This is a genomic window from Dactylosporangium sp. CA-052675 (assembly GCF_050947935.1).
In the GTDB taxonomy this organism is placed as follows: domain Bacteria; phylum Actinomycetota; class Actinomycetes; order Mycobacteriales; family Micromonosporaceae; genus Dactylosporangium.
Genome location: NZ_CP192010.1, coordinates 10,097,134 through 10,110,652, shown reverse-complemented (window position 1 = coordinate 10,110,652; position 13,519 = coordinate 10,097,134). Strand labels below are relative to the sequence as shown.

Annotated in this window: 14 protein-coding genes; 6 read left to right on the top strand and 8 right to left on the bottom strand. The window is 70.2% G+C overall.

Annotation, left to right across the window (positions count from 1 at the left end; genetic code table 11):
- Positions 1 to 18: 18 nt before the first annotated feature.
- The gene (locus tag ACQP1P_RS45505; RefSeq protein WP_433081244.1) at positions 19 to 639 is read left to right on the top strand and encodes a DUF5925 domain-containing protein; all 621 of its coding nucleotides are present in this window, start codon (positions 19 to 21) and stop codon (positions 637 to 639) included.
- A gap of 146 nt (positions 640 to 785) precedes the next feature.
- Here the strand turns inward: ACQP1P_RS45505 and ACQP1P_RS45500 are convergent, their stop codons facing one another.
- Positions 786 to 1,247, bottom strand: coding sequence for a cupin domain-containing protein (locus ACQP1P_RS45500; RefSeq protein ID WP_199511471.1), 462 nt, complete (start codon positions 1,245 to 1,247; stop codon positions 786 to 788).
- 12 nt (positions 1,248 to 1,259) lie between these two features.
- On the bottom strand, positions 1,260 to 2,213 hold the full coding sequence (locus tag ACQP1P_RS45495; RefSeq protein ID WP_433081242.1) for a helix-turn-helix domain-containing protein: 954 nt from the start codon (positions 2,211 to 2,213) through the stop codon (positions 1,260 to 1,262).
- Between the two features lie 633 nt (positions 2,214 to 2,846).
- Here ACQP1P_RS45495 and ACQP1P_RS45490 point away from each other — a divergent pair.
- Positions 2,847 to 4,388: a methyl-accepting chemotaxis protein gene (locus ACQP1P_RS45490; RefSeq protein WP_433090404.1), complete on the top strand. Its 1,542-nt coding sequence runs from the start codon at positions 2,847 to 2,849 to the stop codon at positions 4,386 to 4,388.
- A 133-nt stretch (positions 4,389 to 4,521) separates the two neighbouring features.
- On the opposite strand, the gene ACQP1P_RS45485 is transcribed toward ACQP1P_RS45490, so the two are convergent.
- Together ACQP1P_RS45485 and ACQP1P_RS45480 are read right to left on the bottom strand one after the other, a co-directional pair.
- Positions 4,522 to 4,989, bottom strand: a complete 468-nt coding sequence (locus ACQP1P_RS45485) for a hypothetical protein (protein ID WP_433081240.1) — start codon at positions 4,987 to 4,989, stop codon at positions 4,522 to 4,524.
- Positions 4,990 to 4,999: 10 nt separating this feature from the next.
- Positions 5,000 to 5,839 carry a sigma-70 family RNA polymerase sigma factor gene (locus ACQP1P_RS45480; RefSeq protein ID WP_433081238.1) on the bottom strand — a complete coding sequence of 280 codons (840 nt, stop codon included), beginning with the start codon at positions 5,837 to 5,839 and terminating at the stop codon, positions 5,000 to 5,002.
- A 102-nt stretch (positions 5,840 to 5,941) separates the two neighbouring features.
- On the opposite strand from ACQP1P_RS45480, the gene ACQP1P_RS45475 reads away from it, so the two are divergent.
- Positions 5,942 to 6,403 carry a carboxymuconolactone decarboxylase family protein gene (locus ACQP1P_RS45475; protein WP_433081236.1) on the top strand — a complete coding sequence of 154 codons (462 nt, stop codon included), beginning with the start codon at positions 5,942 to 5,944 and terminating at the stop codon, positions 6,401 to 6,403.
- A gap of 3 nt (positions 6,404 to 6,406) precedes the next feature.
- Here ACQP1P_RS45475 and ACQP1P_RS45470 read toward each other — a convergent pair whose 3' ends face one another.
- The 3 genes from ACQP1P_RS45470 to ACQP1P_RS45460 all read right to left on the bottom strand — a co-directional run bounded on the left by ACQP1P_RS45470 (position 6,407) and on the right by ACQP1P_RS45460 (position 10,029).
- Positions 6,407 to 7,345 carry an STM4015 family protein gene (locus ACQP1P_RS45470; protein WP_433081234.1) on the bottom strand — a complete coding sequence of 313 codons (939 nt, stop codon included), beginning with the start codon at positions 7,343 to 7,345 and terminating at the stop codon, positions 6,407 to 6,409.
- Positions 7,346 to 7,412: 67 nt separating this feature from the next.
- On the bottom strand, positions 7,413 to 8,426 hold the full coding sequence (locus ACQP1P_RS45465; RefSeq protein ID WP_433081232.1) for a NaeI family type II restriction endonuclease: 1,014 nt from the start codon (positions 8,424 to 8,426) through the stop codon (positions 7,413 to 7,415).
- Between the two features lie 364 nt (positions 8,427 to 8,790).
- Positions 8,791 to 10,029: a DNA cytosine methyltransferase gene (locus ACQP1P_RS45460; protein WP_433081230.1), complete on the bottom strand. Its 1,239-nt coding sequence runs from the start codon at positions 10,027 to 10,029 to the stop codon at positions 8,791 to 8,793.
- A 101-nt stretch (positions 10,030 to 10,130) separates the two neighbouring features.
- On the opposite strand from ACQP1P_RS45460, the gene ACQP1P_RS45455 reads away from it, so the two are divergent.
- Positions 10,131 to 10,646, top strand: a complete 516-nt coding sequence (locus tag ACQP1P_RS45455; RefSeq protein ID WP_433081228.1) for a very short patch repair endonuclease — start codon at positions 10,131 to 10,133, stop codon at positions 10,644 to 10,646.
- Positions 10,647 to 10,816: 170 nt separating this feature from the next.
- On the top strand, positions 10,817 to 11,200 hold the full coding sequence (locus tag ACQP1P_RS45450; RefSeq protein WP_433081226.1) for a hypothetical protein: 384 nt from the start codon (positions 10,817 to 10,819) through the stop codon (positions 11,198 to 11,200).
- On the opposite strand, the gene ACQP1P_RS45445 is transcribed toward ACQP1P_RS45450, so the two are convergent.
- The gene (locus ACQP1P_RS45445; protein ID WP_433081224.1) at positions 11,120 to 11,821 is read right to left on the bottom strand and encodes a class I SAM-dependent methyltransferase; all 702 of its coding nucleotides are present in this window, start codon (positions 11,819 to 11,821) and stop codon (positions 11,120 to 11,122) included. The two genes, ACQP1P_RS45450 and ACQP1P_RS45445, sit on opposite strands and share 81 nt — an antisense overlap.
- On the opposite strand from ACQP1P_RS45445, the gene argS reads away from it, so the two are divergent.
- Positions 11,820 to 13,424: an arginine--tRNA ligase gene (argS, locus tag ACQP1P_RS45440; protein ID WP_433081222.1), complete on the top strand. Its 1,605-nt coding sequence runs from the start codon at positions 11,820 to 11,822 to the stop codon at positions 13,422 to 13,424. The two genes, ACQP1P_RS45445 and argS, sit on opposite strands and share 2 nt — an antisense overlap.
- The last annotated feature ends 95 nt before the right edge of the window (positions 13,425 to 13,519 follow it).

The following is a 13,519-nucleotide window of genomic DNA, read 5'->3' as shown; positions in this document are numbered from 1 at the left end:
AGTGGCGATCCTTGATCCGTGCGTAGTCCACGCCAGTTCCCGCTGCGGCTCGGAGCCCCCGGCACCGAGCCGGAGGCGCTGCTGCCCATCGTCGTCACGGTCGACGACGCCGACTCCCCGCGCGACGTCATCGACGCCCTTGCGCTGACCTCGTTCGTCACCGGCACCCAGCCGCACGCGGCCACCAAAGACCTCAACAACGTCCGCGACGACGCGACCCTCCTTCCGCCAGGGGCACTCGTGCTGCGCAAGGCCATCAACGAAACCGAGCGCGCCAGCCTGGCCGCCGGCGATGGCTGGACCCTGCGCGCGGTGCACTGGCCGCGCAGCAAGACCGCTACGGTGTCGGTCACCGCGACCAGCGCGGAACTCAGCGACGAGATCATCGCGTCGGCGGTCGACGGGATGACCGAAGAGCCGCCGCCGCTGGAGAAGGCCGTCTCGATGGGCTTCTGGTATGCCTCCGCGAACGGCCCGCAACGCAACCCGCGGCCCATTACCGCCGGTCCGTGGTCCGACATCCGGAGCAACTATGCCCGCGGCGCCGCAGCGCAGTTCGACCGCCTGGTCGGGGTCGACCGTGACGGCTCCGACACAGCCGTCGAGCACGAGCCGGTCCTCAGCGGCCAATACCTGTAAACGCGCGCCCGGGCGAACTGGACGGCGCCCCGGCCCGGACCTCCGCCGTGGCCTGGTAGGCGGTCACGCCCACCTCGACGGCTCCGGCGAAGTCGTGCCCCATCGCCCGGGAAAGGAGCGACCGGTCATCAGCTTCATCAGCCGCTTCACGAGGCGTATTCGTTCGAGATCTCGGTGGCGTAGTTCTTCCACAGCGGCTTCATGGTCTCGGCGTTGACCGGCTGCCCGGAATCGATCATGGCCTTGAAGTCGCGGAAGTACTGCACGTACAGGTCCGGCGTGAACGTGTTCAGCATGACCGCGTTCTCGTCGCCGATGTTGGCGAACGTGTGCGGCGCCCCGGTCGGCACGATGACCCAGGTGCCCGGCCCGGCGTCGTACTGGTCCTCGCCGACGGTGAACCGGAACGTTCCCGCCAGCACGTAGAACCCCTCGTCGTGCTGGGCGTGGCGGTGCTGCAACGGGCTCGGGGTGCCCGGTGGAATCGTGACCTCGGCGAACCCCAGCCGGTGGTCGGTGTGCTCGCCGTTCTCCAGGATCCGGATCTGCTGCGCCCCGCTGCCGAGGATCTCGCCCTCGCCGGGGCGGACGATGTTCACCTTCGCCACGACTCCTCCTATCTATTGCCGACCTTGGTGACCACCATCCTGTTCCGGGCCGGCCGTGCGCGTCTTGGCCGCCCGTGCACGGTTGCTGGTTACCAGTGCACGGGCGTTGTAGCCGTACGTCGTCTTGAAGAGCTTGCTGAAATGGGCGGGATCGGAGAATCCCCACCGGGCGGCCACGGCGGTGACCGTACGTCCGCTTCCGGTCAGCTCGGCCCGGCAGCGCTCAAGGCGGCGACGGCGGATCAGGGCCGCGACGGTAAGCGGCTGATCCTCGAACAGCTTGTGCAGCCGGCGTACGGAAATGTGGTGGGCGGCGGCGATGCTGGGCGGGGACAGATCGGGATCAGCCAGCCGGGCCTCGATGTAGCCGGCGATCCGGTCCCGCAGCCGCTCGTCCGGGGCCGGTTGTCCGTCGCCCAGCCGGGCTTCCAGCGCGACCGCGATCAGCTCGACGACGGCCGCCGCCGACCTCAGCGCCTCCGCCTCGCGGAACTCGGGCGCCGACCGCGCCGACTCCCGGGCCAGCACGGAGACCAGCGCGCCCGGACCATGGCTGCCGTCGATGCGTACGCCGAGGAGCCGGTCGATCTGCGCGGGCCGGATCGGAAGCTCCCGGCGCGGAACCAGGATGGTGACGTGCGTCGCGGCGGTGCTCTCGAACCGGATCGTACGCGTGGGATCGAGCAGCACCAGGTCGGCCGGCCCGAGTTCGGCGTCACCGCGCCCCTGCTCGATCCGCGTCCGGCCCCGGGTCATCACCTTGATCGCCAGGTTCTCGCCGTCGGAGGCGGCGCCCTCCCGCCCGATGCAGGAGCTCTCAGGCGTGGCGAGGGAGACCAGCCGCAGCGGCCCGAGGTCGCGGGTGGTGATCCGGCCCCGGAAGCCAGCCCCGGCCAGCTTGTTGACCAGCGGCGGAAACCCGCTGGCGGCCAGCTCGTCCTGGAACGTCTCGAGGTTGCCGATCACCGGTCAACGATAACGGCGACGCTTCCGGTGGAGCACGTCGTTCGGCTGGGGTCCGGCTCGGACCCGGGGCCGGCGAGGGGCTGCGACGAACTCACCCCGATCCCCACGCGACTGCTGCTCGGCGTTACGGCCTTCCTGCTGTGCAGCTTCTGGCTGGTCGAGAACCTGACCGGGCAGGGGCGCCTTGAGGAGGCCGAGGCGCTGTACACCTCGCTGTGCGAGCGGGCCAGCCCGCTGGGCCTGCTGTCCGAGCAGATCGACCCGCCCGGCGGGGAGCACGTCGGGAACTTCCCGCAGGCGTTCAGCTACATCGACCCGACCCGTCACGGCCTCCCGCCGCACCCGCCAGGAAGGCGTTGCCGAAGGCACCGTCACGTCCTGGCTCCACCGCGGCCGCGCCGCGCTCGCCACCCCGGCGGGCGGCACCAAGCGGAGCAGCACCACCGCGGAGTTCCAGATCGTCCGGGGCTGACGCTGTGGTTCCCATGCCCGGTGGCTTCCCGGGCCGCCGCGCTCGCGCCGGCCGAGCGGCACGTTGCCCTGAACGAGATGCTGGTCCGGCCCACACAGCAGCAGAACTCGTCGTACTGTCGTATCAGCCCCTTATGTGTAGTTTGCGGAAGGCCGGTGCTGATGCGTGTTCCCGGCGTCGTCGCGGACCGGTCGGTCGGCACGAAGATCCTGCTCGCGGTGCTCGTCGTGGCGCTGTTCAGCATCGGCGACGGCATCGTCGGGCTGGAGAGTCTGAGCTCGATCAACGACCAGGTCGGCTCCATGGCGGGGTACAACCGGCAGCTCCAGGTCACGGGCACCCTCCGCGATCTCGCCGGGCAGGCCATCGTCGCCGCCGACGACTTCGCACTCGCGACCGACCCGGCCGGGCGCGCCACCGCCATGCAGACCCTCGACGGCCTCGAACGCCAGGTCACCGCGGCCGTCGAGGCCTGCCTGGCGCTCGGGCTGGACGGCGATCAGAGCAGGGCGCTCGACGCGTTCCAGAAGACCTGGCAGCGGTACCTCGCCAGCCTGAGCGACAGCCAGGCGCGCGAGGCCGCGGTGCCCGACGTGCGAGCCGCGCTCACCGCGCTGGAGACCGCGACCGTCGCGCGTTCGACCCAGGAGGACGACACCGCCGAGCGCCTGTTCCACCACACCCGCCAGACCGTCGCCGTCATGCTCGCGGTCAGCTTCGTGCTGGGCGTGGCGATCGCGCTCGTCATCAGCCGGATGATCACGCGGCCGCTGCGGGCGTGCGTCGGGGCCCTGGAGCGCATCGGCGCCGGCGATCTCACCGCGCGCGTCCCGCCGCAGCACCGCGACGAGATCGGCCAGGTGGCGAGGGCGCTGAACGTCACGGCCGAGTCGGTCGCGACCATGGTGCGCCGCATCGGCCACGCCTCCGACCAGGTGGCCATGGCCTCGGAGGAGCTCTCGGCCGTCTCCGACCAGCTCGCCCGGGCCGCGGAGGGCACCACGGCCCAGGTCGGCGACGTCTCCACCGGCGCCGACGACGTCTCCCACCACGTGCGGGCGGTCGCCGCGGCCACCGACGAGATGACCCGGGCGATCCGCGAGATCGCGGGCAACGCCGCCGAGGCCGCGGGCGTCGCTCAGTCCGCGGCCCACACCGCCGCCCAGACGAGCTCGAGCGTGGCCCGCCTCGGCGACGCGTCGGCGCAGATCACCACCGTCGTCGCGCTCATCACCGCGATCGCCGAGCAGACCAACCTGCTCGCGCTCAACGCCACCATCGAGGCCGCCCGCGCGGGCGAGGCCGGCAAGGGCTTCGCGATCGTCGCCGGCGAGGTCAAGGACCTGGCCCGGCAGACCGCGGAGGCGACCGAGCAGATCGCGTCCCAGGTCGGCTCGATGCAGCACGAGACGAGCGGGACGATCGCGGCCATCGGCGAGGTCGGGACCGTGATCGGCACCATCAACGACTACGCGGCGACCATCGCGTCCGCGGTCGAGCAGCAGACCGCGGTCACCGCCGAGATCGCCCGCCGTGTGGCCCAGGCCGCGGACGGCTCGTCGGGCATCGCGGGCACGATCACCCACGTGGCCGGCAGCGCGGCCACGGTCTCCAGCAGCGCCACCGAGACCCAGGCGACCGCGGCCGAGCTGGCCCGGATGGCCGCCGACCTGCGCTCGACCGTCGCGGCTTACCGGGTCTGACCGCTCGGCGCTACGCTGGCCACCGCCGCCGAGATCGACGAGCACCTCGCCAACCTCGACGCCGGTGAGCTGGACGTGTCGACGTCCCCGATGATCTCCGCCTGGGGCCCGAAACCCTAGAAGCTTCCACCAGCTAACGGATCTCGGCCGACGCGTAGAACCACACGCTGTCCTCGGAGCCGTTCGCCAGGTACTTGATCACCTTGTTCAGCGGCAGCGTGAACCCGCCGTCGCCGGTCGACAGCACCGACGCCACGGGCAGTCCCCGGTCGCCGAGCACGCGCCGGACGTCCGGGTACGCCGCGGTGAACACGTCGTAGTCGATCCAGTCGTAGCGGCGCTCGGCGGTGTGCCGGATGATCTCGCCGGTGTAGGCGCCCGCGCGCAGCACGGTGCGGGCCCAGTCCGGGCCCATGCGCTCGGGGCGGTGCTGGTGGAGGTACTCCAGGTAGGCGTCCACGACCTTCAGGCTCTCCAGCGTGCCGTCCAGCGCGGCCCGGTCGAGCCGGTCGGCGTGCACGACGTCCTCGCCGTCCGGGTCCCGCAGGTGCCCGGTGAACAGCGCGGCGAAGTCGTTGAAGATCTCGTTGACGTCTTCCATTCGCGCGAGTCTAGATGAGGTGGACGGCCATCTCGTCCAGGTCTTCGGGGTTGGCGACGGCCTCGATCGCGGTGATCCTCCCGTCGATGACCGTGAATGCCAGGGCCAGGTTCACGGCGGCCACGAACGCACCCGGCAGGCCCTCGACGTCGGCCAGGCGGGCGCCGGTCGCGCGGCCGTTGAAGAAGGCCGCGACGACCTCCGCGCCGCGCGTCTCGCCGTGGCCGCCCATCCGCGCCGCGGTCTCGTCGGCGCGCATGACCACGTCGGGGTCGAGCAGCGTCAGGAGGGTACCGAGATCGCCGCCCCGGGAAGCCTGGAGAAACGCCGCCACCACCTCCTGGTTGCGGCTCCGCTCACCGGGGCGCGCGGGGCCGTCCTGGACGCGGCGCCGGGCCCGGCTCGCGAGCTGGCGGGCGGCGGACGGGCTCTTGCCGACCACGACGGCGATGTCGTCGAACGACACCGCGAACATGTCGTGCAGGACGAACGCCAGCCGCTCGGTCGGGCTGAGCGTCTCCAGCACCACCAGCAGCGCGAGCCCCACCGAGTCGGCCAGCAGCGCCTCCTGCTCGGGGTCGTCGGCCGTCGCCGTCTCGCCGGCCTCCGGCAGCGGCTCCTCGCGGCGGCTGGTGCGGGCGCGCAGCATGTCCAGGCAGATCCGCCCGACCACGGTGGTGAGCCAGGCGGCGAGGTTGTCCTTCTCCCGGTCGTCGCGGGCCAGCCGCAGCCACGCCTCCTGCACGGCGTCCTCGGCCTCGGCGGCCGAGCCGAGCATGCGCTGGGCCACGGCCCGCAGCCGCGGTCGCAGCTCCTCGAACCGCCGGGCCAGTGCCTCGTCGCCGGTCATGTCCACCCCTTTTGTGGCCTACACCACATTGGTCACGTTATCGCGAGTGCACTCGTCAACCGGGCGACGAAGCAAACCGCCCCGATGTGACAGGAGACGACGATGTCGAAGGCTCGGATCGACACCACCGCGACGGCCGGCGCGGACGTGGTCAAGGCGATCAACCTGCTGTACAAGGCCGCGCACTCGGCCGGCGTGCCGCAGAGCACGCTGGAGCTCGTGCACCTGCGGGCGAGCCAGATCAACGGCTGCAGCCCGTGCGTGGACTCGGGGGCGCGGTCCATGCGCAAGGCCGGCGAGACCGACGAGCGCCTGTTCTCGGTCGCGGCCTGGCGCGAGACGCCGTACTTCACCGACGCCGAGCGCGCCGCCCTGGACCTGGCCGAGCACGCCACCCGCCTCGCCGACAAGGGCGACGCGGTGCCCGACCCGATCTGGAACGCGGCCGCGGAGCACTTCAAGGACGAGCAGCTGGGCGCGATCGTGCTGTGGATCGCGACTACGAACTTCTTCAACCGCATCAACGCGGCGACCCGCAGCCAGGCGCCGCAGGTCTGGGGCTGAGCCTCACTCGGAGACCGCGGTGTACCGCCCCCAGCGCCCCTCGACCTGCTGATCGGTCACGTCGACGTCCACGCCCGGCAGCTCCGCCATGATCCGCGCGGCGAACTCGGGCGACAGGAAGTTGCGGTGCAGGTCGAGCCGGCGTAGGTGGGTGAGCGGCTGCCCGGCCAGCAGCGCCTCGGCCCCCGCGTCGTCGAGCACGCCCATCGAGAGGTCCAGCTCCTCGAGGCGCCCGACGACCGGGGCCCCGGCGAGCGCGGCCGCGATCCGGTCGGCGATCTCGGCGTTGCGCAGCCCCAGGCGGCGCAGCGCCGGGAACCGCCCGCCGCCGAGCAGCGGCTCGAGGTGCCGCACGGCCACGCTGCCGCCGTAGTTGCGCACCCCGAGCCAGAACTCGAGGTGCTCGAGCGCCGGCAGCTCGCTGTCGAGCACAGCGGTGACGACCTCGTCGGGCAGCCCGCCGGACTCGAACACGAGCTCCTCGAGGTGCAGGTGGTGCAGCGGGGACAGCCGGAGGTTCGCGGATCCGCGCACGCGCAGGACGCGCAGCTTCGGGTACGCCGCCAGCAGCGGGTCGAGGTCCCCCTGCCGAATCCACGACGCCTCGCACTCGTCGCCGGTGATGTCGCCGAGGAAGAGCGCCTCGAGATGCGGCAGCCGGTGCGCGGCCTCGACGAGCTTGCCGATCGGCGCGTCGGCGAACGCGGCGTATCCCCACGAGCCGAGCACCAGCGCGTGCACCGCCTCGGTGTCGATCCCGTTGAGCAGCTCGTCGAACGCCGCGTTGTAGGCCGGGTTGGGCCCCTCGACGTCGTCGACGTCCTCCCCGAAGAACCCGAACCGCCAGGCGGCCGGCCCGTCGACCGCGGGCAGCGGCTCGCCCGGCGCCACGTCCACGACGGGCCGTCCGGCAAACGTCTCGGTACTCGCGTGGAACGTCACGGCCCGAACCATACCGCCATGACCGCTGGCGTCTCGGCCTTGCTCACCGCCTCAGCTGAAGAGTCCGTCAGTGATCCTCGTCGGCGTCGTCTGAGCCTGGCCGCTGGTCGATCTCCGCGATGGCTCGCTCCGTCAGGCGGCCGTACCCCTGAATGTCAGAGGCCGGCACGGCCACCCAAGCGGCGCCGGTCAGGTCGTAGCCGAGGCGCGCCGCGAGCTCGCGCTGACCGGACCATTTGCCGCATAGCAGCTCGAGTTCGGGCCGGACGCGTGACCGTGTGGCCCGTGCCCGCCGCAGGGGGTCTTGGTTGCGTGCACAAACGGTCAGGATGACCGCGCGCGGAATGACAACACCGGGCAGGGCGCGGAAGAGATGCGCAAGGCGGATCTCCTGGCCCCGTTTGCCGAACACATCCTCCCGCTGCGCGTCGGTGAGCATCTTGAGCGGATTGGGCCGCAGCTGGGTCTTCGGATAAAGCAGAACCGAGTATTCACGAAGTGCCTCGGCAGTCACGCCACGCTTGCCGTCGTGGTTCGCTCCCTCACGCAGCCAGGCGCGATGCGTTCGCATCAGCCGGGCGGAGTGCTGGTCCGCATTGATGTCGAGCTGAATCAGTAGCGAGACGCCGCACTGGCCTTCCGTCGGGATGGCCCAGTTGTCGGCGATCGTTCCCTTGATCTCGACCCCGACTCCCTCGATTTCCGTGTCGGGATGACGCAGCTTCGGAAGCTTCAAATTCTCGAGTACGTGGTACTGGAGCTTCGTGCCAACCGCCCGCCGCTCGTCGCTGTCCACACGGTCGTCGCGGAGGTCGAAGCGGTGCGTCCGGGCGCCGTCGAGCACGTAGTAGATGGCATCTTCGACCGCATCGCCCATTTCTTGCACTAGGCCGGGTCGTTGGGCCAGCCAGGACCAGACCGTACGCAGCTCGGGGTCGGCGGCCGGCGCAAGCAACTCGTGCGTCTCACCGCGGTCGTTGCGGCACAGCGAGCCGGGCGCGGGGGTTTGCCGCACCACCCGGCGGCGCGCCGGGCTGACCGGAAGTATGCCTAGGTCGAGAGCGAGCTCTTCGGCACTCACCCCGCCGAGACTACCGCCCAGCAATCTGGCAGGCGTCTCTCGGCTCGGTCGCTAACGGTCAATCTCAGTGAGCATGTCGCGCCTCGCCTCCGGCAACAGCCGACGCACGGCACTTCAGACCTTTGTCGGGGCGCGGTTGCCCTTGGCCCGGCGCTACTCCACATTCGTCGACCACGCGGAGCTCCGCTCGGATGGCTACGGCTCCGACATTCCGGTTGTAGGACGCATGCTCCGTGTGCAGCAGCTCACCGTGCCGTAGAAGGAACTCCGTGCAGGTGTCGCGGGGCGGCCCCGCTCCCGCGGCACAACGCCTCGTCCCTGATCTCAGGCGGAACCGGCTGGTGAGACGGTCGTGTCTTGCCGCCTAACTAATCTTGGCGCGGTGCTTGAGGAATAGGTCGTTACGGACGTGGTCCTGCTGGCCTACAAATGCCTTGAACTTGCCCAGCTTGTAGGCGGTCGCGGTGGACGTTGTTTGCATCTCGACCTCGAAATCACGGCTCAGCAGGCTGATGCGGTGCTCCAGGTCTGCCGCTTCCAGGGCTTGGCCGAGAGAGCGGCTGATCTGCGCTGGTGTCATGAAGTCGGGGTTGTCCCGCAGAATCTTGTAGATCGGGTCATGCTCTGGCAGCACCCGTTCAATCCGCTCGCCCTTCTTCTCGAGGGCGTTGTAGATGGCAGTGCCGACGGCGTGGGCAACGGGTGGCGGGAATGCATTGCCGATCTGCCGGTATTTGGTCGTCTTCCGGCCGGTGAACTCCCACGGATAGGCGTCGGACCAGCCCTGGATGCGGGCAACCATGTCAGTCGTCAGCTTCGGGCCAACCTCGAATCGGTCTCCGCGCTTCGGCGGTAGGTCCGCGACACCTAGGGCGTCGACGCCCATCTCGGCCCACGCGCGCTTGGCGCGCGTTGGCCCGAGGTCGGCGCCGCCGTGCTTCTTGGATCCGCCGACGATGGTGGGTGCAATCTTGCTGGCCTTCCTCGACCAGCTCTCGGCACCATCCCAGCCATCCGACGCCATCAGATCGAGCAACGTCGTGCCGACCGTGGGCGGCGTGCCCAGCGGCTCGGGCCAGGTGAAGTACTCCGCGTGCTCTGGGCGCAGCGCCACGAGGACGAATCGCGGGCGCAGCTGCGGAACGCCGAAGTCTGATGCCTGCAGCAGGCGCCATTCGGCGACGTAGCCCAAGTCGATGAGGCGGTCCAGCACGTGCTGCCGATAGCCGGCGAAGCGCGGCATGCTTAGGCCCCGAACGTTCTCCAGCAGGAGTGCCTGGGGCTGCACGACGGACACGAGTTCGATCGCCCAGGCAAAGAGGTCGCGTTCGTCAGTTGCCCCGAGTTGCTTTCCGGCAATGGTGAATGGCGGGCACGGAACTCCGCCAGCCAGTAATCCGATGCCTTTGTAATCGGCCGGATCCCACACGTTCCGGTCGGCCACGTCGCCTTCGCTGACCTTCCAGTCGGCCCGGTTGTGACGTAGCGTGTTGCACGCGTTCGGGTCGAGTTCGACGGCAAGAGCATGCTCGAAGCCTGCCTTTTCGAGGCCGAGTGCCTGTCCGCCGGCGCCAGCGCAAATTTCGACAGCTTCAAAGGTCATCGCTGGACTCCTCCAGGGCTGGTGCGGCGGGCACGAGTGCACGCGGGTATCTTGCCATCAAATCCCGGTGCAGGCCGGGACCCTGCTTGGATGGGAGCTTCGTGCCGACTGGCGACCGGAGCGAGGCGCGGAAGCGTGCGCACGCGGCGGGCCTTTACCCCGTGCCGCTCAATGAGGGCCGCTCGCGGAACATGCAGGCCAACCGGCGGTCGAACACGAAGCCCGAGGTGGTGCTCCGTAGCAGCCTGCATCGGCTTGGCTACCGATACCGCAAGGATCTCTTGCTGCGTCTCCCGGACGGTGTGAAGGTCCGGCCGGACATTGTCTTCACCGCGCGTAGGGTTGCTGTCTTTGTCGACGGTTGCTTCTGGCATTTTTGCCCCGTGCATGGCCGGAAACCTGCGGTCAATGACTGGTATTGGAGTCCGAAGCTCATGCGGAATGTTGAGCGTGACCGGACAGTAAATGAATCGCTTTCGAGTGCTGGCTGGACTGTGGTCCGTATCTGGGAACATGAAACGATCGAGACTGCTGTTGAGCTGGTGATTGATGCGGTCACATTAGCATCGAACAGGAGTTCTACGCTAGTGAACCCCGAAGCTGATTCCGGTACGTAATTAGCGGCGCGCTGTGCGTAGTATCCCCTGCTCGCACTTGAGGATCCGCACACAGATATTCCTGTATGGCGATGCTGTGTTGTCACGGACGCTCGGATGACATCCGTCATGGTGCCGGCGATGACGACGGGCAGGAGTGCGGCGGCCCGCTCGCTCATACCGTCGTAGCCATGACCGAGAAGAACATGAGCCGCACCCTCGCCGCCGTCCTCGCCATCGCCGCGCTGCACGTGCTCGCGATCGGGGTGACGCTCGTGGCGCTCGGGTCCGCCGGCATCGGGGCCGCCGTGCCGCACCTCGTGCTCGCCGTGCTGCTGCCGCTGCGCGCGTACAAGCTGCGCGGCGGGCGGCCCAAGGCGCGCCGCATCCTCACGCTCGTGCTCGGCATCCAGATTCTCGCCCACGCCGCGCTGCCGGGCGTGATCGCGCAGATGCCCGGCTACGCGGTGCCGATCGTCGCGCTCCAGGCGCTGTCACTCGTCGGCGAGGTCGCCGCGATCGTGTTCCTGTGGGCGCCCGCCGGCCCTCGCGAGCAGGTGGCCATGGGGCGTTAGCTCACCCTCCCGGGCGGGGCGCACGGCCTCGTGGGACACCTCGAATCCGGCCTCCCGCAGCAGCCCGGCGAGCTCGCCGGGCTGCTGGCGGTACCAGGTCACGTCGAGCTCGAGCCCGTCGTGGGAGTCGCGGTGCTTGGCGTCGGAGCCGACCTGGTACGCCAGCATCAGCACGCCACCGGGGCGCAGGACGCGGCGGAACTCCGCGAACACGGCCGGGCGCAGCTCCCACGGCACGTGAATGATCGAGTAGCAGGCGAGCAGCCCCGCGAGGGAGCCGTCGGGGATGTCGAGGTCGAGCATCGAGCCGACCTCGAAGCGCAGGTGCGGATTGGCCGCGCGGGCGATCGCGATCAGGGCGGGGGACAGGTCCACGCCGAACGCGTCCAGCCCCAGCTCGGCCAGGACCGCGGTGAGGCGGCCCGCGCCGCAGCCGACGTCGGCGACCGGGCCGGGCGCGTGCAGTACCGCCGCCGCGAACAGCTCCAAGTGGGCGCGATCGGACGGGTCCGAGCTGATGATGTCGAGATGGCCGGCGGAGAGCGCGTCGTAGGAGCGGGCGGTCGCGGGTTCGAAATCCAGGCGCGTAATTTCGGGCACGTCGTTAGCCTTCAGGAGCATGGCTGACATCGGCAAGGTGCTGCGGGACAGACTCGCGGCCGCGTTCGAGACCGTGACCGGATCGACCGTCGACCCCGCCCTGCGCCGATCCCGGTTCTGTGACTTCCAGGCCGACGGGGCCGTGGGCCGGCCCGACGGGCGGGCGGTCGCGGCGGCGGTCGTCGCGGCGGCCGAGCTCGACGATCTGTGCTCCGACGTGAGCGTCGCCGGGCCCGGATTCGTCAACCTCACGCTGTCCGAACGCGCACTGGCCGACCGGCTCGCCGCGGCCGCGGCCGACCCGCGCCTCGGAGTGTCCACTGTGGAACCCGAGACCGTCGTCGTGGACTATTCGGGGCCGAACGCCGCCAAGGAGATGCACGTCGGGCACCTGCGCTCGACGGTCATCGGGGACGCGGCGGTGCGGGTACTCGAGCACCTCGGGCACACCGTGATCAGGCAGAACCACCTCGGCGACTGGGGCACCAACTTCGGGATGCTGGTCGAGCACCGGGCCGGCGGGGCCGAGCTCGACCCCGCCGACATGAGCGCGTTCTACGCCGCCGCCCGGCGCCGGTTCGAGGCGGACCCGGACTTCCGGGAGCGCTCGCGCCGGCGGGTCGTGCGGCTGCAGGCCGGTGACCCGGACACGATCGCGCAGTGGCGCACGATCATTTCGACATCGCAGGTGTACCTCCTGAGCGTCTACGACCGCCTCGGCGTACGCCTGCGGGAGGGCGACTTCGCCGGGGAGAGCCGGTACAACGCGGCACTCGACGGTGTGGTCGACGACCTGCTGGCGAAGGGCCTGCTGCGCGAGAGCGACGGGGCGCTGTGCGCGTTTCTGGACGGCTTCAACGGCCCCCTGATCGTTCGCAAGCGGGACGGCGGATACGGGTACGCCGCGACCGATCTCGCCGCGGTGCGGTACCGCGTCGACGTCCTGAAGGCCACGCGCCTGCTGTATGTCGTCGGCGCGCCGCAGCGGCAGCACCTCGAGATGGTCTTCGCGCTCGCCCGGGCCGCGGGCTGGCTGCCCACGACGGTTCGCGCCGAGCACATCGCGTTCGGTTCCGTCCTCGGGGCCGACGGCAAGATGCTGCGCAGCCGGCTGGGCGCCGCGATCAAGCTCACCGAGCTGCTCGACGAGGCGCAGGCGCGCGCCGGGGCGATCGGGATCGACGCGTTGAAGTACGCGGACCTGTCCAGCGACCGGGTCAAGGACTACACGTTCGACTTCGACCGGATGCTCGCGGCCACGGGGGACACCGGGCCGTATCTGCAGTACGCCCACGTCCGGGTGTGTTCGATCTTCCGCCGGGGCGACGTCGACGCGGTCGGGAACGACTTCTCGATCACGCATCCGGCGGAACGTGCGCTCGCGATGGAGCTGCTCGGGTTCCCCGGGGTCGTCGAGCGGGTCGGCGAGACGCTCGAGTTGCACGCGCTCACCCGGCACCTGCACGCGGTCGCCGTGAGCTTCAGCGCGTTCTTCGAGCAGTGCCCGGTGTTGCCCGCGCCGGAGCCGGTGCGCGCGAGCCGGCTCGCCCTGTGCGCGCTGACCGCGCGCACCCTCCGCGCCGGGCTCGACCTGCTCGGCATGGCGGCGCCGAGGCACATGTGAGACAGCGCGAGGACATCCCCGGCTGCTACGCTCCGGCGTCCGCCCGCTCCCAGGGCCCCGGAATGCCCGGAGCTACGCCAAGGCGTGACGCAACC

What these genes read in the sequence shown, in the direction of transcription:
- ACQP1P_RS45450 (WP_433081226.1), top strand. Translation starts at nt 10,817, where the DNA reads ATGACCGAGAAGAACATGAGCCGCACCCTCGCCGCCGTCCTCGCCATC.
- ACQP1P_RS45480 (WP_433081238.1), bottom strand. Translation starts at nt 5,839, where the DNA reads ATGACCGGCGACGAGGCACTGGCCCGGCGGTTCGAGGAGCTGCGACCG.
- argS (WP_433081222.1), top strand. Translation starts at nt 11,820, where the DNA reads ATGGCTGACATCGGCAAGGTGCTGCGGGACAGACTCGCGGCCGCGTTC.
- ACQP1P_RS45445 (WP_433081224.1), bottom strand. Translation starts at nt 11,821, where the DNA reads ATGCTCCTGAAGGCTAACGACGTGCCCGAAATTACGCGCCTGGATTTC.
- ACQP1P_RS45485 (WP_433081240.1), bottom strand. Translation starts at nt 4,989, where the DNA reads ATGGAAGACGTCAACGAGATCTTCAACGACTTCGCCGCGCTGTTCACC.
- ACQP1P_RS45475 (WP_433081236.1), top strand. Translation starts at nt 5,942, where the DNA reads ATGTCGAAGGCTCGGATCGACACCACCGCGACGGCCGGCGCGGACGTG.
- ACQP1P_RS45490 (WP_433090404.1), top strand. Translation starts at nt 2,847, where the DNA reads ATGCGTGTTCCCGGCGTCGTCGCGGACCGGTCGGTCGGCACGAAGATC.
- ACQP1P_RS45460 (WP_433081230.1), bottom strand. Translation starts at nt 10,029, where the DNA reads ATGACCTTTGAAGCTGTCGAAATTTGCGCTGGCGCCGGCGGACAGGCA.